The organism is Paenibacillus xanthanilyticus (genome assembly GCF_042682185.1).
GTDB classification, from domain to species: Bacteria; Bacillota; Bacilli; order Paenibacillales; family Paenibacillaceae; genus Paenibacillus_Z; species Paenibacillus_Z xanthanilyticus.
Genome location: NZ_JBHUHA010000001.1, coordinates 3,090,129 through 3,106,819 on the forward strand (window position 1 = coordinate 3,090,129; position 16,691 = coordinate 3,106,819).

The 16,691-nt window shown below is 60.0% G+C and carries 17 protein-coding genes; 7 read left to right on the forward strand and 10 right to left on the reverse strand.

Annotated features, from left to right (window positions below; genetic code table 11):
* Positions 1-9: 9 nt before the first annotated feature.
* Positions 10-597 (reverse strand): DUF1802 family protein, encoded by a 588-nt coding sequence (locus ACFSKT_RS13055; protein WP_377721435.1) that lies wholly within the window; start codon positions 595-597, stop codon positions 10-12.
* A 234-nt stretch (positions 598-831) separates the two neighbouring features.
* On the opposite strand from ACFSKT_RS13055, the gene mtnK reads away from it, so the two are divergent.
* Together mtnK and mtnA are read left to right on the forward strand one after the other, a co-directional pair.
* Entirely contained in the window at positions 832-2,055 is a 1,224-nt protein-coding gene (gene mtnK, locus ACFSKT_RS13060; protein ID WP_377721436.1) for an S-methyl-5-thioribose kinase, read from the forward strand.
* Between the two features lie 16 nt (positions 2,056-2,071).
* Positions 2,072-3,133 carry an S-methyl-5-thioribose-1-phosphate isomerase gene (gene mtnA, locus ACFSKT_RS13065; RefSeq protein WP_377721437.1) on the forward strand — a complete coding sequence of 354 codons (1,062 nt, stop codon included), beginning with the start codon at positions 2,072-2,074 and terminating at the stop codon, positions 3,131-3,133.
* Between the two features lie 87 nt (positions 3,134-3,220).
* On the opposite strand, the gene ACFSKT_RS13070 is transcribed toward mtnA, so the two are convergent.
* On the reverse strand, positions 3,221-3,526 hold the full coding sequence (locus ACFSKT_RS13070; RefSeq protein WP_377721438.1) for a YunC family protein: 306 nt from the start codon (positions 3,524-3,526) through the stop codon (positions 3,221-3,223).
* Between the two features lie 221 nt (positions 3,527-3,747).
* Between ACFSKT_RS13070 and ACFSKT_RS13075 the strand changes: the two genes are divergently transcribed.
* On the forward strand, positions 3,748-4,335 hold the full coding sequence (locus ACFSKT_RS13075; protein ID WP_377721439.1) for a hypothetical protein: 588 nt from the start codon (positions 3,748-3,750) through the stop codon (positions 4,333-4,335).
* Positions 4,336-4,388: 53 nt separating this feature from the next.
* On the opposite strand, the gene ACFSKT_RS13080 is transcribed toward ACFSKT_RS13075, so the two are convergent.
* Positions 4,389-4,775, reverse strand: coding sequence for a DUF423 domain-containing protein (locus tag ACFSKT_RS13080; RefSeq protein ID WP_377721440.1), 387 nt, complete (start codon positions 4,773-4,775; stop codon positions 4,389-4,391).
* A 118-nt stretch (positions 4,776-4,893) separates the two neighbouring features.
* On the opposite strand from ACFSKT_RS13080, the gene ACFSKT_RS13085 reads away from it, so the two are divergent.
* On the forward strand, positions 4,894-5,343 hold the full coding sequence (locus ACFSKT_RS13085) for a hypothetical protein (RefSeq protein ID WP_377721441.1): 450 nt from the start codon (positions 4,894-4,896) through the stop codon (positions 5,341-5,343).
* Between the two features lie 180 nt (positions 5,344-5,523).
* A complete protein-coding gene (gene yhbH / locus ACFSKT_RS13090) occupies positions 5,524-6,687 on the forward strand; it encodes a sporulation protein YhbH (RefSeq protein WP_377721442.1) in 1,164 nt (387 codons plus the stop codon).
* A 446-nt stretch (positions 6,688-7,133) separates the two neighbouring features.
* On the opposite strand, the gene ACFSKT_RS13095 is transcribed toward yhbH, so the two are convergent.
* Positions 7,134-8,090 carry a 3'-5' exoribonuclease YhaM family protein gene (locus ACFSKT_RS13095; protein ID WP_377721443.1) on the reverse strand — a complete coding sequence of 319 codons (957 nt, stop codon included), beginning with the start codon at positions 8,088-8,090 and terminating at the stop codon, positions 7,134-7,136.
* A gap of 174 nt (positions 8,091-8,264) precedes the next feature.
* Here ACFSKT_RS13095 and ACFSKT_RS13100 point away from each other — a divergent pair, with 174 nt between their 5' ends.
* Positions 8,265-9,497, forward strand: coding sequence for an aminopeptidase (locus ACFSKT_RS13100; RefSeq protein WP_377721444.1), 1,233 nt, complete (start codon positions 8,265-8,267; stop codon positions 9,495-9,497).
* Positions 9,498-9,607: 110 nt separating this feature from the next.
* Here the strand turns inward: ACFSKT_RS13100 and ACFSKT_RS13105 are convergent, their stop codons facing one another.
* The 6 genes from ACFSKT_RS13105 to ACFSKT_RS13130 all read right to left on the reverse strand — a co-directional run bounded on the left by ACFSKT_RS13105 (position 9,608) and on the right by ACFSKT_RS13130 (position 14,681).
* Positions 9,608-10,429 carry a pyruvate, water dikinase regulatory protein gene (locus ACFSKT_RS13105; protein WP_377721445.1) on the reverse strand — a complete coding sequence of 274 codons (822 nt, stop codon included), beginning with the start codon at positions 10,427-10,429 and terminating at the stop codon, positions 9,608-9,610.
* 44 nt (positions 10,430-10,473) lie between these two features.
* Positions 10,474-11,124 (reverse strand): helix-turn-helix transcriptional regulator, encoded by a 651-nt coding sequence (locus tag ACFSKT_RS13110; protein ID WP_377721976.1) that lies wholly within the window; start codon positions 11,122-11,124, stop codon positions 10,474-10,476.
* 226 nt (positions 11,125-11,350) lie between these two features.
* Positions 11,351-11,539: a hypothetical protein gene (locus tag ACFSKT_RS13115; protein WP_377721446.1), complete on the reverse strand. Its 189-nt coding sequence runs from the start codon at positions 11,537-11,539 to the stop codon at positions 11,351-11,353.
* Between the two features lie 143 nt (positions 11,540-11,682).
* Complete coding sequence (glpX, locus tag ACFSKT_RS13120) at positions 11,683-12,666, reverse strand: class II fructose-bisphosphatase (protein ID WP_377721447.1); 984 nt, start codon at positions 12,664-12,666, stop codon at positions 11,683-11,685.
* A 278-nt stretch (positions 12,667-12,944) separates the two neighbouring features.
* Positions 12,945-13,529: a YiiX/YebB-like N1pC/P60 family cysteine hydrolase gene (locus tag ACFSKT_RS13125; RefSeq protein WP_377721448.1), complete on the reverse strand. Its 585-nt coding sequence runs from the start codon at positions 13,527-13,529 to the stop codon at positions 12,945-12,947.
* A 54-nt stretch (positions 13,530-13,583) separates the two neighbouring features.
* A complete protein-coding gene (locus tag ACFSKT_RS13130; protein WP_377721449.1) occupies positions 13,584-14,681 on the reverse strand; it encodes a M24 family metallopeptidase in 1,098 nt (365 codons plus the stop codon).
* A 390-nt stretch (positions 14,682-15,071) separates the two neighbouring features.
* Here ACFSKT_RS13130 and ACFSKT_RS13135 point away from each other — a divergent pair, with 390 nt between their 5' ends.
* Complete coding sequence (locus ACFSKT_RS13135) at positions 15,072-16,691, forward strand: response regulator (RefSeq protein WP_377721450.1); 1,620 nt, start codon at positions 15,072-15,074, stop codon at positions 16,689-16,691.

Here is a 16,691-nt window from a genome sequence, read left to right on the forward strand (position 1 = left end):
TGCGCGGTTTCAAGCGCCCAGCGCCGCAATCACCGCGTCCCGCTGCTTCGCGAACTCCTCGTCGTCCAACACCGGCTTCCAGTCCGGCCGAAGTTCAAGCGACTGCTCCTCCAGGCTCACCCACGATTTGCAGCCCGAGTAGGACGGCAGCATCGGAATTTCCAGCGGCTCCGCAGCGGCATAGACCCGCAGCAGCAGCAGATGAAGCGGTTTGCTCCGCTTCCACTTTAACCGTTCTTCGGCGAATGCATCGGTCCAAATATGAAATTCGCGGATGCGGTCCAGCGTCTCCTGGTCCCGAATCTCGATATCCGCCACTGCTTCGGCGTAAGCCCCGACCCGAATGGTGCCCTGCTCCGGATCCCAGTCCTCAAGCGTCTCCGCGATCCCGTGCCGATACGCTTCCTTGAGCAGCTCCGGCTTCTGATGCTCATAGGCCGGAAGCAAGTAGAAGGCGTCGCTGACCAGCTTGAAGTCCCGCGTTTCTTCCGCGATGCCGCCTTTGCGCAGCACGAGAATTTGCTTTCCCTCCGCCAGAGCCTTCACCGCCACGGCCCAATCCCGCAGCGCCGCCGGCTGATTCGCTTCTTTATTCATGTTTCTCCCCCTCCGATCGACATGAAAATGCCTTTCCATTATAGCAGAGCGGGTATTCCAACGCGAACCGATATTCGGTATACTGTTTAGCAAGTCAAAGCGATCAAGTCAAAGCGATAATCAAAGACAAGATGAAGGATATGCGTAAAACGTTACGCTTTCTTGTATGTCGAAATCTGTCGCGAAAGCTTGCACGGAAGGCCCAACCCATACCAAACCGGAGGTGGACGCAGCATGTCTGCATATCATCCCTTAACGGAACGCGAAGCCATCGAGATCGCCCGTTCCCTGAAAAGCGTATTTCCCGATGCGCCCGACAATTTAGCCTGCCGCGAAATCGGCGACGGCAATCTGAATTTGGTGTTCCACATTACGGATTCCGCCAGCGGACGGAGCGTGATCTTGAAGCAGGCGCTGCCTTACGCGAAGGTCGTCGGCGAATCGTGGCCGCTCACGCTCGACCGCGCGCGGATCGAGAGCGAGGCGCTCATCCAAGAGGGCAAGCTTGCGCCTGGCCTCGTGCCGCAGGTTTACGCCTATGACGCGGAGCTCGCGCTTACTATTATGGAAGATTTAAGCGATCACGTTATTATGCGCCGCGGGCTAATGGAAGGCGGACGCTATCCGAAATTCGCGGACGATATCTCGACGTTCCTGGCGCGGACCTTGTTCTTCACGTCCGATCTGGGCATGAACCAGCAGGAGAAGAAACTGCGCGTACGCGACTTTATTAACCCGGAGCTGTGCAAAATAACCGAGGACCTTATTTTCGACGATCCCTACACGGTATCGGCCAATAACAATTACGATGCAGCCATCGAGGACGAAGCCGAAGCGCTGCGGACCGACGAACAGCTTCATTTCGAAATCGCTTTGCTTCGCGAGAAGTTTCTGACGCAAGCCCAAGCGCTGCTTCACGGCGATCTACATACCGGCAGCATCTTCATTACGCCGGAGTCCACCAAAGTCATCGATCCGGAATTCGCTTATTATGGTCCGGCAGGGTTCGATATCGGAGCCGTCATCGGCAACCTGCTGCTGAACTACGCATCCCGTCACGGCTGGGACAAGTCCGAAGCCGAAGCGGGCGATTACCGTCACTATTTATTGACGACAATCCGCGAGATCTGGACCAAGTTCGAAGCGAAATTCCGCGCGCTGTGGGATGAGCATGGCGTAGATCGTCTCGCCTCCGCGAGCGCCGCCTACAAAGACGATTACATGAAACGGCTGCTGCAGGACACGTTGGGCTATGCCGGCGCCAAAATGGTCCGCCGCATCGTCGGTCTGGCGCACGTGGCCGATATCGACCGCATCGAAGACGCCGCGAAGCGCGAAACCGCTCAGCGGCTGGCGCTTGCGATCGGCAAATCGCTGATCAAAACCGGCCGACAATCCACCTCTATCGAACAGCTCATCGACATCGCCCTGACCTCATCAGCCGGTGCGAAGGTATAAGAAAGGAAATTTAACCATGACCCAATCCGCTAACACGGCGCTGCAGTCCGTGATCTGGGCCGGCGAACATCTGGACCTGCTCGACCAGCGCCTGCTGCCCGAAGAAGTCGTCTATCTCCCGCTCGTCTCCGTTCAGGACGTATGGGAGGCCATCCGTCATCTGAAAGTCCGCGGCGCTCCTGCCATCGGCATCGCGGCCGCATACGGCGTCGTGCTTGGCAGCCGGGACGTCGCAACGAACGCGGCCGACTGGCTGACAGCCGTCAAAGAAGCCGCCTCTCATCTGGCGACGAGTCGTCCGACCGCGGTCAATTTATTCTGGGCGCTCGACCGCATGACGGCCCGCGCCGAGAGTCTGGTAGCCTCCGAGTCCGGGCTCGATACAGTGAAACGCGCTCTGCTGGACGAGGCGATCGCCATCCAAAGCGAAGACGAGGAGACGAACCGCCTCATCGGCGAGCATGCGCTCGAGTTGTTCCACGACGGCATGGGCGTGCTAACCCACTGCAACGCGGGCGGGCTTGCGACTGCCAAATACGGTACCGCGCTCGCGCCGTTCTACCTGGCCAAGGAACGCGGCATCGATTTGAAGGTGTTCGCGGACGAGACGCGCCCGGTCCTCCAAGGCGCTAGGCTCACGGCCTTCGAGCTTCAGCAAGCGGGGGTCGACGTCACGCTCATCTGCGACAACATGGCCGGCATGGTCATGAACAAAGGCTGGGTCAACGCCGTTATCGTCGGCACCGACCGCGTCGCGGCCAACGGCGACGTCGCCAACAAGATCGGCACCTACAGCGTCGCCGTTCTCGCCAAGGCGCATAACATTCCGTTCTACGTCGCTTGTCCGCTGTCTACGATCGACCTGAACACCGCCTCCGGCGATTTGATTCCGATCGAGGAGCGCGGCGAAGAAGAGATTACCGAGGGCTTCGGCAAGCGCACCGCGCCGCAAGGCGTGAAAGTGTTCAACCCGGCTTTCGACGTGACGCCGCACGAATACGTGACGGCCATTATTACGGAGAAGGGCGTCGTCAAGCCGCCGTTCGACGTAAATCTCAAAAAGCTGTTCGACCTATAACCTCTGAACGTAAAAAGGGTTGCCCGACGCACGGCCGCATAAACGGCAGGCTGTCCGGCAACCCTGTTATTTCGGCTACCCTTCTCGTTACAGCATCAATTCCAACGCTTTCGCTCCCGTCATGCCCGTACTGATTCCGAGCGCTGCGGCCTCTCCCGTGATCGACTCCAGCGGAGCAGCCATCAACTCTTCCAACGTGCGTACACCCACCGCCCGTCCGGCGATGATTTTACGGTCGCTGAGCCGTTCGTTAAGGAGACCCACGTCGAGGGCGCCGCACATGATGTACCCTTTATCCGTCGTTACGGCGATTAGCGTCGTCTTAGGCAGCTTTACCTCGACCCCGATGACGGTCGCGCCGTTCTCGAGGACGATCGGTACCATTCGCATCATCCGAAACCACCTCCTTTGAGGGCGGAGCCATCCGCCAAATCGAAACGTTGTTCGCTCCACTATATGCGCTGTCCCGCGGATTCGTTCGGCATGAACAGCGGCCCCGCCGCCTATTCCGCCGCAAGGGCGAATGGTTAATGGACCGCTCAGAGGCTCGCTAGGATTGGCTGGCAAACAATGATATGATAAGGGATATTCATGTCTTTATGGAGGCAGGCACTATGAAACCAAACAATTCCAAGACCCCAGACGATCAGACTGCCTATTTGTTTAACGTGGATATTATGGTGAAGGGCGTAACGAACGCGCAAGCCATGGAGAAGGTGCTGCAAATGCTGAACGGCGGCGGCGCGGAGGATTTTCGGATCGTTTCCGGCGCGAACCTCGGCATCCGAATCGAGCAGATGGAACAGCTGGCCAAGCGGATCGAGCAGCTTGAACAGAAGCTGGCCAATACGACGGGCGTATCGGCTGCCGGCGCGCAGACGAAGAAACCCGCCGACCGCGCTGGCGCGCCGGACACCGCCAAATTAAAGGACGCGATCAACGCGGCCAAGGCCAAAGTCGGCATACCGGCTACCGAAACGCCATCGATGACGTACAGCATGTTCTCCGAGCGGATTACAGCGGTCATCGAGGACAAGCGGCTTATCCGGCTGAAGGTAAACCGGGGGGCAGGCGTGATGCTCAGCATCCCGTGCCGCGTGCTCAGCTACGATGAACGCGCGCAGACGATTACGGTGTATCACGTGGATGAGAAGCAGGTTTATACGTTTAAATGGACAGAGATCGAGGACTTCATCGTCTAACAAATAGAGGAGCGACCCGCGGCAGCGGACGCTCCTCTTCTTTATGATCGCGCTTACTTGGCCTGTCCGCGCTGCTTCCACAGCACGATGGCGACGAGCGCCCATGCGGCGATGAACGCGACGCCGCCCAGCGGCGTGATCGGGCCCACCCACTTGAATTCCGTCAAGCTGAGCACGTAGAGACTGCCGGAGAACAAGAAGATGCCAAGATGCATCATCCGGCCGGCGAGCCGCAGCTTGCCTTCGCCGCCGAGCCGGTCGGCGAGCAGCCCGATGATCAGCAAGCCGAGCGCATGGTACATATGGTAACGAACGCCCGTCTCGAATACGGTCAGCATCTCTTCGGAGATGCGCTCCTTCAGCGTATGGGCGCCGAAAGCGCCGAGAATGACGGCCAGTCCCGCGTGGAACGCGCCGTATAACCCGAATTTGGACAACATAAACACGACTCCTTATCTTTGCAGAAATGATTCCATCAGGTACAATGTGGCTAGATTCGCGCTTGAAGCCGCGCAAAACCGGCAACGCCTTGATCAACAACTAAAGGGGAGAACCTGCATGTCCGATTCTTATCGCCCTCAAGACCCGGCGGACGGCCATCCGCCATTCGCGCCGGCCGACCCGTATGATGCGCCGGAAGCCCCGGCACCGCGTAAACAGTCCGGGCTCGGCATCGCGTCGTTCATCATCGGCATCGCGAGCATCGCCGGCGTCATCGCCAGCATTGCCATCATTACGTCTTTCATTATGAACGATCTGGGATTGAACGGCAACATGATCGAGATCGACGCGGAGAACATCGGGATCGAGCTGCTGCTCGGCGGCCTGCTCATGATGGGCAGCGTGCTGCTCGCCCTGCTCGGCCTCATCCTCGGCATCATCGGCGCCTGCATGCGCAACCGCCGCAAGGCGTTCGCGATCGTCGGCATCGTGCTGAATGCCCTTCTCGTCGTGCTCGTCGGCGCGCTGTTCCTCATCGGCATCTTGAAAGGCGCGACCACCATCTAACGTCCATGTTCGTCCCCGCACCGCACATCATCCGGTTTTCGCTCCGCCCGCTTCGCGCGCGCAGAGGGAGCCGGATTTTTTCGTGCGCCCCGCCCCTTGTTCATTCTTCTCACATAACCGCCGGACGCGCGAATAAACTGAATATTACAGGCAGTAGAGGACGAAGGAGGTGCGCTTCGCATGGAGGCCAATCAAGGACAATCGTTCATCGTATCCCGCGAGGACTGGTCGCTGCATCGCAAGGGCCATCAAGATCAAGCCCGGCATCAGCAGAAAGTCCGCGAAGCCATTAAGCAAAACCTGCCCGATCTCGTGTCCGAAGAGAATATCATCATGTCCGACGGCAAGCACGTCATCAAGGTGCCGATCCGCAGCCTGGACGAATTCCGGTTCGTGTACAACTTCAACAAGAACAAGCACGTCGGCCAAGGCGACGGCGACAGCCAGGTCGGCGACGTGCTCGGCACCGATCCCGCCTCCGCGCAAAAAGGCGGCAAGGGAGAAGGCGCGGGCGATCAACCCGGCGAGGACGTCGTCGAAGCCGAGATCAGCCTAGCGGAGCTGGAGACGATGCTGTTCGCGGAGCTCGAGCTCCCGTATTTGAAGCAGAAGGAGAAAGACCAGATCGAAACGAAGGAGATTCGCTTCAACGACATCCGCAAGAAGGGCATCATGTCCAACATCGACAAGAAACGGACGATCCTCGAGAACTTGCGCCGCAACGCGACGAGCGGCAATCCGGGCATTCACGGCATCACGCCGGACGACCTGCGCTACAAGACGTGGGAGGAAATCATCAAGCCGCAGTCCAACGCCGTCATCATCGCGATGATGGATACGTCGGGGTCCATGGGCTCCTTTGAGAAGTACGTCGCCCGCAGCTTCTTCTTCTGGATGACCCGGTTCCTCCGCCATCAATACGAGAAGGTCGACATCGTCTTCATCGCGCATCATACCGAGGCGAAGGAAGTGACCGAGGAGGAGTTCTTCACTCGAGGCGAGAGCGGCGGCACGATTTGCTCCTCCGCTTACATCAAAGCGATCGAGATCATCGACAGCCGATACCCGCCGGCGCAGTACAACATCTACCCGTTCCACTTCTCCGACGGCGACAATCTGACGAGCGACAACGAGCGGTGCGTCAAGCTGATCGGCGAGATGCTCAAGCGCGCGAACATGTTCGGTTACGGCGAGGTCAATCAATACAACCGCTCCAGCACGCTCATGTCCGCCTACAAGCATATCCAGTTCCCGAATTTCCTCCATTATGTGATCCGGGAGAAAAGCGAAGTGTACAACGCGTTGAAGTCGTTCTTCCGCAAACGCGAAGGCGTGCCGAGCTAACCTAACAAAGGGCTTTGCCCTTTCAGACTCCTTTCTTTTCCGCCCCCAAGCCCCCTCGCCAGGGGGTTCCGAGGGACCCGTCCCAGACGATGCTTCCGTAGTGCGTTTTCCGCTGGAAAACGCTTAGGACACCCGGAAGTATAGTCGCTCGTTACGCGGCCGTCTTCGATGTGTCCTTTCGCGAGGTGCCCGCACGTCCTAACGGACAAAGCTTTCGTTCGAGCTTCGTTCGTAGCGTATTGCCTTGGGGTGGTGTCCTGTAGATGATGTGCGATTCATACAGCTTCGAGATGACCTTCGCTTTCGTCCGCTCTCGCGGACACGCTTTACGCTGATTGACCCACAACTAAAATTCCAAAACAAAAAAACTCCAGCCTCCCGAGTAGTCGGGGCTGGAGTTTATTTTTCTTTCGTGCGTGCAAGAAAATGCGAATAAGTGCCTGCGTCTACAGGTTCGTCCGGTAAATCGCCTTGTTCTCCAGGCCGCGGAGCATTGGCGTCCATGGCTCGCTCTCCGGCGTCGTGTCCAGCGCGTCCTCGACCATCTGCAGCTTCGCGTCCAGCGAGTCGATCAAATGGAGCGCGACCGCTTCGGCCATCTGCGGCTGAACCGGGCTGCCCCACTCGCCCAAGTTGTGATGCGCCAGCACGACATGCTGCAGCGCCAGCACCGGCTCGGAGTCAAGCGGAATGCCATGGTGAATCGCCGCTTCGACGATCCATCCCGAGGCGAGCGCGATATGGCCGATCAGCTTGCCCCTTACGCTGTAGTCGGAGACGATGCCCAGCTGCGCCGTCATCTCCTCGGGCTTGGCGATATCATGAAGGATAATGCCCGCCTTGATCAAGTCCGCGTTCAGGAACGGACGCTGCTTGCAGACGAATTCGCCCAGCTCCAGCATCCGCGTCATGTGGTACGCAAGGCCGGCGAAGTACGCGTGATGATGGGTTTTGGCCGCCGGATAATGCATCAGCTTGTCTTCGACCTTGGCCGTGCAAAAATCGACGATCGCCTTAATGTCCGCATGTCCGATGCTCGCGGCGGATTGCTTGATCGCGTGGATGAGATCCACCGGACGGATCGGGGCGGCTCGGACGAAATCGGCGATGTTAATGCCATCCTCGTCGGTCGCCTTGCGGATGCGCTGGATTTTGACCTGCAGCTTGTCCCGGTACGTCTGCACGAGTCCGCGCACCTTCACGAGGCCCATCGGGAAGAACGTCTCTTTATCCGTCTGCGTCACGTCCCAGTACTTGGCCGAGATTTGGCCGCTGGCGTCGCACAGCACGATATCCATGTAGTCCTTGGCGGGCGTCGCGTTCGTCTGCTTCACCTCGCACTCTTTCAAGAGATAGTAGCCGGTGAATTCATCTTGCGGTTGCATTTGAATAATCTGGGTCATGTGAAGCTCCTCCTGTATTCGGTACGCTCATTATACAATGGAATGCCGCCCGCGCGCGACGAAGCCGCAAAATACTAACCAAATTGGGCGGCGCGCCCCCTGCGCTTGCACTCGCCGTCCGCGATTGCCTATGATAGTCATATACCCGAAAAAGGCGCTGGGAGGACGAAATTCATGACCGATTTCCAAACGAAACTGAACAACTACGCCGACATTATTTTGCGGATCGGCGTTCATTTGCAGCAAGGCCAGACCCTGATCGTCAACGCGGATCTCGATGCGGCCGACTTGGCTCGTCTCGTCGTCAAGCGGGCGTACGAGCTGGGGGCGGCGCGCGTCAAAGTGTTCTGGACCGACGATATCGCCACGCGCCATCACTTCGATCTGGCGCCGGACGCGGCGTTCCTGGAGGAGCCGAAGTGGGCGGCGGCCGAGAAGATGGAGCTGGTCGAAAAGGGCGCCGCATCGGTGACGATCAAGTCCTCCGATCCGGATCTGCTCCGCGGCGTCGCCAAAGACCGAATCGTGAACGCGGAGAAAGCGGCGCGCCAGGCCAACACCAAATACCGCGAATACGTGCAGGCCTTCCGATTCAGCTGGTGTCTGGCCACCGCGCCATCCGAGGGCTGGGCGGCCAAGGTGTTCCCCGATGCGCCGAAGGAAGAGCAAGTCGCGCTGCTGTGGGAGGCCATCTTCCGCATGGTGCGGGCGGATCAGCCCGATCCGATCGCCGCGTGGGAGCATCACCTGACCGAATTGAAGCGGCGCGCCGACTACTTGAACGCCAAAGCCTACAAGAAGCTGCACTATACGTCGGAGGGGACGGACCTGTCGATCGAGCTGCCCGAAGGCCATGTATGGCTCGGCGGCCGCAAGACGAACGATCAGGGCATCGCCTTCGTGCCTAATCTGCCGACGGAGGAAGTGTACACGGCGCCGCTCGCGACCGGCGTGAACGGCACCGTCCGCAGCAAGAAGCCGCTTAGTTACGGCGGCAACATCATCGACAACTTCTCGTTCACCTTCGAGAACGGCCGCATCGCGGATTGGAGCGCCGAGCAAGGGGCCGAGACGCTGCAAGGGCTGATCGAGATGGACGAAGGCTCGCATTACCTGGGCGAGGTGGCGCTCGTTCCGTTCGACTCGCCGATCTCGAACTCGAATCTGCTGTTCTACAAAACGATATTCGACGAGAACGCCTCCTGCCATCTGGCGATCGGCAGCGCCTATGCGGCGTGCGTCGAAGGCGGCGGCAAGCTCTCCCGCGAGGAGCTGAAGGCGCGCGGCCTCAATAACTCGCTCGCGCACACGGACTTCATGGTCGGCTCGAAAGACCTGACGATCCGCGGCATCGCGAAGGACGGCACGGAGGAGCTCGTGTTTAAGGACGGCAACTGGGCGATCTAACGGAGCGAACGGCTCCTAGCCCGAAGGATAACGCAAAGGACCTCGAATGCCATCGTGGGATGGGATCCGAGGTCCTTTGCGTTTCGTCGCGAGCGCCGTCCGCCTACCGCCTAAGTCAACGGCAGCAGCTGCTTGCGGGCGTCCAGAATGATGCCCGCCGTTTCTTCGATCGCGCGGTGCGTCACGTCGACGACCAGGCAGCCGAGCGTGCGGAACAGCTCGGCTGCGAGCTCGAGCTCTTCGGAAACCCGCTGGGGTCGCGCGTAGCTCGCGTCGAACGGAAGCCCCATGCTCTTCAGCCGTTCGATCCGGATCGCAATGAGTTTCTCCGGGTCCATCGTAAGGCCGATCAGGCGCTCCGAAGGCATCCGGTAGAGCTCTTCGGGCACCTTGACCTCCGGTACGAGCGGATAGTTGGCAACCTTGATGCCCTTATGGGCCAAATAGATGCCCAGCGGCGTCTTCGAAGTGCGCGAGACGCCCAGCAGGATCAGGTCCGCTTGACTCCAGCCGCTCACGTATTGGCCGTCATCGGACTTCACCGTGTATTCGATCGCTTCGACCCGGTTGAAATACGCCTGATCCATCCGGTGCGGCATCGCGGCCCGCTGTGTCGGCGCCGAATCGAACGTGCGGATGAAGCCTTCCATCGCGGGCCCCATCACGTCGACGGCGCAAACGCCCAGGCGCGCCGACTCCTGTCGGATCATCTCGCGCAGCTCGGGGAGCACCAGCGTATAGACCACCATGCCGCCAAGGGCGGCGGCGCGTTCCATCAGCTGGCGGATTTCGTCCTCGTTCTTGATATGCGCCCAGCGTTCCAGACGGACCTCCTGGCCCTCGAATTGGCGGACCGCGGCGCGCGCGACCGCATCCGCCGTCTCGCCCACGGAATCCGAGCCTACCAGTATCGTTCTGATCTCCTTATTCAACTTCGTTCCGGCCCCCTTGCCTGAAATGAGCGTACATCGCCGCTTCAGCCCCTGACGGAGGCCTCGTAGAACAGCTTCACGACCGTCGTCTTGGTAATGCGGCCGACGACCTCCAGACCCGCGTCGGGTTCCTTCCCCCGAGGCACGACGACCGGCAAACCGTCGATCTCGCGGGCGATCATGATCGCCATCGCGTCCCGGACCGTATGCTCGGGCGTAACGGTCGCCAAATTGGACAGCCGGGTCATGACCAGGCCAAGCAGCATCGAGGACGCTTGCGGATTGCCGAGCGAAACCTTGAGCAAGTCCTTGCGCGAGACGATTCCCGCCAGACGCCCCTCCGCGTCCACGACCGCCAAGCTGCCGACGTTCTCAAGGAAGAGCGTGACCACCGCATCGCTCACCGTCGCCGTCTCGCGCATCACGATTGGCACGCTCATCGCTTCCCGTACCGGCAGCATGGCCGTGTCGTGGGTCAATGCGGCCGCCGGTTCGCCGTCTCCATCCCGGTCCTTCCGAAGGAAATAGCCTACCTTAGGCTTGGCCTCCAAATATTCCAGCATCACCAGCAATCCGAGGTCGGAGCGGATCGCCGGACGCGTCACCCCGAGCAGCTCCGCAATCTGTTCGCCCGTAATCGGACCGCGCTTGCGAACCAGCTCCACGATCTTTTGTTGTCTTGTCGATAGCTTGATCGCTCATCCCTCCGATCGCATCGTCTCATCGATTTATTGTAACCGATGCCGGAAGATTTTCACAACAGAAGGCGGACCGCGCTGCGTCCTTCAAGAAGGCGCATCGCGGTCCGTTCCGGCGAATAATTCGGTTGGGTATACTAGGCCATTGCCCCGCGGCGATCCGCCGTATCAGTTCGGCTGCGCCGACTTTGGCGCCATGCGCGTTGCATGCCGGAGATTGCGTTCATGCCGGCTTCTCCCCGAGGTCATACTGGTTGCGATCCAGCGTGCGGCAGCGATCCGAATCGCACAGACTGTACAGTTTCTTAATCCCGTTCGTCGGAATGGTGTCAATAATTTCATTGCAGCACCGGCATAACACGAGACCGTAGTTTTCTCGGCTACCATAGACTTCCGCGCGTTCTGCTCCCATACGAATCGCTCCTTTAATCTCGTTTCGCTAACCTTGGGTCGGTTCGGCCGTCTGGCGTTTTCCGCCTATTCCTAATATATATTACGCGTATATAATTATGACGCCTTGTTGTATATGCTAAAGCCTCAACCGCCTATTCTAGCTTACGCCCCCAACGACGGCACCGCGCTCGCCATCCCCTTCAAGGCCAAATCATGCTCGGTCTGAATGTAGCGAACCGTGTGCGTGGCGGCGCGCATGACGACCGAATGCGTGGACGCCCTTCGGCCCGGCAGCAGCTGGACGCCCTCCAGGAAGTCCCCTGGCGTTACGCCCGTCGCCGCGAAAATAACGTCCCCCGTGCCGACCAAATCGTCCATGAACAGCACGTCGTCCGCGCCCGAGATCCCCATCTCGCCGAGCCGCCGCCGCTGCTCCTCGTTCTCCGGCAGCAGCCGGCCTTGGAATTCGCCGCCCATGCACTTGAGCGCCGCCGCCGCGAGCACGCCTTCCGGCGCGCCGCCGGAGCCGACGTACAGATCGACGCCGGTCTTGGCCCCGCACGGCATCATCGCGCCGAACACGTCACCGTCGGTCAGCAGCCGGACGCGAACCCCGAGCTCCCTCAGCTCCGCGATCATGCTCGCGTGGCGCGGGCGGTCCAGCAGCAGCACGTTCAGTTCCGAGAGCGGCTTGCCCAGCCCTTCGGCCGCTTTGCGCGCCGTGACGGACAAGGGATCGCGAAGACTGAGCTTTCCGGCCAGCTGCGCGCCGACGGCCAGCTTCTCCATATAGATGTCCGGCGCATGGAGCAGCTGCCCCTTGGGCGCGAGCGCGAGCACCGATACCGCGTTGTTCATCCCGCGCGCCACGAGCGTCGTGCCTTCGAGCGGATCGACGGCGACGTCGACTTCCGGTCCGCTCCCGTCCCCGACCTGCTCGCCGATATAGAGCATCGGCGCCTCGTCCATCTCGCCTTCTCCGATCACCACCCGGCCGCGTATCGCGAGCGTGCGGAACATGCTCCGCATCGCTTCCGTCGCCGCATCGTCCGCTTCCGCCTTGCTCCCTCTCGCCACCCACGGCGCGGACGCCAGCGCCGCCGCCTCCGTGACGCGCACCGCCTCAAGCGCCAATTCGCGTTCCAATGCCCTCACCCTCTCCGGTTAAATTTTCCACATCCAAAATGTATCACATTTAATTGTGAGTCACAATAGATAATTTTACGCGAATATATGACGCCTATATAACCGACCTCCCCTTTCTCCTCCACGTCGACTCTCCGTCCGCTTATTTTCGGTGAACATAAAAAAACGCCACAGGTCAACATGACCCGTGGCGCCGAAGCACGATTACAGCACAGAAATCCGACTATGCGGCCGCTTGCTTCCTTAGAAGCTTATAGCTTTGCACACATGTTCGAAGGCTACAGCAGCCGGAACAGCGCGTCCACGCGCGCATCCTCGGCAACATGCCGCGGGTAGATAAACCCGCGTTCATCCTTCTGAAAATAAATGTCCGCCTGCGCGAAGCATTCCTCCACGAACTCGGAGCAAATATAGGCGTCGTTATCCTCATGCCTGCCGAGGCCAAGCCCGATCCGCGAGACGATGCGAGCGATCTCCTCGTTGTCGTATTTGCGGTTCAGCAGGTCCAAGCCCCGATCGACGATGGCGCCGTTGCGGGCATCCCCGCTCTGCGAGCTTGCCAGCTCCCGGTGACGCGCGATGTACAGCTTCCCGTTATACGGGGCGCGGCGATTCTCGTAATTGTCCAGGTAATGCGTCAGCGGGACGAGACGCACGCCGTCGTCCTCGACGCTTTCCAGAATCAAGGGTCGTTCGCGCCAGCGCACGATGATGGCGACATGGCTGAACATGGAGTCCGAAAACCGTTTGATGAGCTCGCTCACGACATAATTGCCGGAGCCGAGCAAAATATCGCCCGTCCTGAGTTGACCGGCCGCCTCACCGTACGCTACCTTTTCAACGTTCTTGAACTTGTCTGCCATCTTCATCTCACTCCCCTGTTCAGCTTGACTCTCGCGCTCCCGGCCCAGCAATCCTTACCCTAATATGCGAAGCGCCTTCGGATAAGCGGTCAGTACGTCGGCGGTTCCGTCGGCGCGTATATAGACGTCGTCCTCGATGCGCACGCCGCCGACGCCCGGCACGTAGATACCCGGTTCGATCGTGAACAACAGGCCCGGCTCGGCGATCGCCTGGTTGGCGCCGTGCAGCGAAGGCGATTCATGCACGTCCATGCCGAAGCCGTGTCCGACCCGGTGCGTGAAGTAATCGCCATAGCCTGCGGCTGTGATCACCTCGCGCGCCGCCGCGTCCAGCTCCGCCAGCGCGACGCCCGCCTTCGACCGGGCGATGCCGGCCATGTTCGCCGCCAGCACCGTTTCGTAGATCCGCTCCTGCTCCTTGGATGCCTCGCCCATGACGAACGTGCGCGTAATGTCCGAGCAGTAGCCGTCGGCCACGACGCCGATATCGATCAGCACGTAGTCGCCGCGCGCGATCGCGTAATCGCCCGGCTTGCCGTGCGGCAGCGCGGAGCGCGCGCCGGCGAGCACGATCGACTCGAACGCGGGCTTGGACGCGCCGAGCCGGCGCATCTGGTATTCCAGCTCGGCCGTCAGCTCGATCTCCGTCATCCCGACGACAGCGCGGGAAGCCGCGAAGTCCACCACCTTCTCCACGATATCGATCGCATGGCGCACTTTCGCGATTTCATCCTCGCTTTTCTGCAGCCGAAGTCCCATGATCGCCGGCTCCGCGTCCGCGAAGATAGCGTCCGGCATCAGCGCGCGCAGCTTCTCGCCTTGGGCCATGCTGACCGCGTTCATCTCCACGCCGAACCGTCCGCCGTGCTCCGGCAGCCGGCTGCCGAGCAGCTCGTATGCATCCTCGGTATCGGACACGGTCACGATATCCGCCGGATAGCCCGCCTCCACCGCGGCGTCCTTATCGAGCAGCGGCACGAACAGCGCCTCTTGGCGCTCGTGCAGCAGCAGCCCCATGAACCGCTCGTGCGGATTGCATAGGAATCCGGTCAAATAATACACGTTCGTCGGCGACGTGATCAGCGCGCTCCCGATGCCTTGCTCGGCCAGCGCGGCGAGCAGCCGCTTTTTGCGTTCCCTATAGATCGTCATTCGTTGTCCTTCCTCCTGATCGTTCGGAATCGGGCTGCCAATTCAGTCCTACAGGCATTATAGCCGATATCCGCTAGGCGCGCCGAGCGGCCCATTAACGCGGTACAGCGGCGCGCCGGGAAGCCGCCAAAATCAGAGAATAATCGACTTTGACGCTGTCGAATTTTCATATATCATAGAGACAGCGTTTCCATGCATGTAATCCACGCCGGCATCTTCTATCATCAGAGTTATGATATCCGCATCATTCTTTTTTCCATTCGCTTACGCAAGGCATAACGGCTATCGCCGTCTTTTGCGGCGAGGCGCGTTTCGTTTCAGAGAAATACAAGATGACTTCTATTGCGTGTAACCTATACATTCTTGGATTTGAACCAAAGGGGTGGCGGCATGTACAAGGTCATCATCGTCGATGACGAAGCAGTCGTACGCGACGGCTTGAAGAACACGATTACGTGGGGGGACCACGGTTTTACCCTCGTCGGCGATTACGCGAACGGCCGGGAAGCGCTCGAGGCGGTCGAGCAGCACAAGCCCGATCTGATCATCTCGGATATCAGCATGCCGTTCATGGACGGACTGGAGCTGGCCGCGGCCGTCAGCGCCTGCTATCCCTATATCAAGATGATCATCCTCACCGGCTTCGACGAATTCGATTACGCCCAGCAGGCGCTCCGGCTGAAGGTATCGGACTTCATCATCAAGCCGATCACCGCGCGCGAGATTCGCGAGCTGCTCGACAAGGCGCGCGCCGAGATGGACGAGGAAGCAAAGCGCCGCGAAGACATGAGCCGGCTGCAGAACCAGCTGAAGCAGAGCTTGCCGCTGCTCAAGGAACGGTTCCTCGAGCGGCTCGTCATCAACGGCCTCGGACGGGCGGAGATCACGGAGCGCTTCGCGTACTTCGGCCTGCCGCCGCTCTCTTCGATGTACGTCGCGATGGTCGTCGATATCGACGATTTCGGCGACCGCGAAGGGGTCGATTTCGACGCCTTCGACGAAGAGATGCTCCGCTTTGCGGCGTTCGATATCGTCAGCGAAATTTGCGCCGGCGAAGGCGTCATCGTCTTCCGTACCCGCGAGGAACGGATGGTGGCCGTCGTCTACGGCATCGCGGAGGAGAGCGCCCTCTACGACAAGGCGTTCCGCGTCGCCGAGCAGGTGCGCCACGAGATCGAGCGCTACCTCAAATTCACGATTACCGTCGGCATCGGGCAAGCGTGCCAGTCGACCGAACGGCTGCCCAGCTCGTACCGCAGCGCCCTCGGCGCGCTCGATTACCGGTTCCTGCTCGGCAAGAACCGCATTATCAGCATTATCGACCTCGAAGGCAAAGCGCAGACGCTGCCTCCGGTGCAGCCGGATTGGGACCGCAAGCTCGCCTCCAGCGTCAAGACCGGCTCCATGCAGGATGCCCAGCGGCTGATCGAGCAGATGGTGGCGGAGCTGAAGTCGTCCATGGTGCCGATCGAAGCATGCGTGCTCCATATGCAGAAGGTCGTGCTCGCGCTCATGAACTCCATTCAGGAATTGTCGGCCCACGAGAGCGGAGGCATGAATTTCGACCCGCAGACGATGCTGACCGACGTCTACCGCTTCAAGACGGTCGACGAGATCGAGCAGTGGCTGAAGCAGGCCGTCAAGACGGTCATGACCGTCATCGAAGGCAGCCGTACCCATTACACCGGGACGCAGATTCGGCGGGCGATCGAATACATCGAGAGCCACTACGCCAACGAGAAAATGTCGCTGCAGGAGCTGTGCCGCCACGTGCTCATGAGCACCAGCTACTTCAGCCTCGTCTTCAAGCAGCATACCGGCGAGACGTTCGTCGAATATTTGACCCGCGTGCGGATCGAGAAGGCGAAGGAGCTGCTGCAGCACACGACGCTCAAATTCTACGAGATCGCGGAGAAGGTCGGCTACGGCGATCCGAACTATTTCAGCATCCTGTTCAAGAAGCACGCCGGCATCACGCCGAGGGAATTCCGCGAGCGGAGCGGCGCCTGA

Excerpts from the sequence above, each read along its gene's own strand:
- yhbH (WP_377721442.1), top strand. The coding sequence starts at position 5,524 with ATGGAGGCCAATCAAGGACAATCGTTCATCGTATCCCGCGAGGACTGG.
- ACFSKT_RS13115 (WP_377721446.1), bottom strand. The coding sequence starts at position 11,539 with ATGGGAGCAGAACGCGCGGAAGTCTATGGTAGCCGAGAAAACTACGGT.
- ACFSKT_RS13130 (WP_377721449.1), bottom strand. The coding sequence starts at position 14,681 with ATGACGATCTATAGGGAACGCAAAAAGCGGCTGCTCGCCGCGCTGGCC.
- ACFSKT_RS13135 (WP_377721450.1), top strand. The coding sequence starts at position 15,072 with ATGTACAAGGTCATCATCGTCGATGACGAAGCAGTCGTACGCGACGGC.
- ACFSKT_RS13085 (WP_377721441.1), top strand. The coding sequence starts at position 4,894 with ATGTCCGATTCTTATCGCCCTCAAGACCCGGCGGACGGCCATCCGCCA.
- ACFSKT_RS13070 (WP_377721438.1), bottom strand. The coding sequence starts at position 3,526 with ATGATGCGAATGGTACCGATCGTCCTCGAGAACGGCGCGACCGTCATC.
- ACFSKT_RS13055 (WP_377721435.1), bottom strand. The coding sequence starts at position 597 with ATGAATAAAGAAGCGAATCAGCCGGCGGCGCTGCGGGATTGGGCCGTG.
- ACFSKT_RS13095 (WP_377721443.1), bottom strand. The coding sequence starts at position 8,090 with ATGACCCAGATTATTCAAATGCAACCGCAAGATGAATTCACCGGCTAC.
- ACFSKT_RS13075 (WP_377721439.1), top strand. The coding sequence starts at position 3,748 with ATGAAACCAAACAATTCCAAGACCCCAGACGATCAGACTGCCTATTTG.
- mtnA (WP_377721437.1), top strand. The coding sequence starts at position 2,072 with ATGACCCAATCCGCTAACACGGCGCTGCAGTCCGTGATCTGGGCCGGC.
- ACFSKT_RS13080 (WP_377721440.1), bottom strand. The coding sequence starts at position 4,775 with ATGTTGTCCAAATTCGGGTTATACGGCGCGTTCCACGCGGGACTGGCC.
- ACFSKT_RS13100 (WP_377721444.1), top strand. The coding sequence starts at position 8,265 with ATGACCGATTTCCAAACGAAACTGAACAACTACGCCGACATTATTTTG.
- mtnK (WP_377721436.1), top strand. The coding sequence starts at position 832 with ATGTCTGCATATCATCCCTTAACGGAACGCGAAGCCATCGAGATCGCC.
- ACFSKT_RS13125 (WP_377721448.1), bottom strand. The coding sequence starts at position 13,529 with ATGGCAGACAAGTTCAAGAACGTTGAAAAGGTAGCGTACGGTGAGGCG.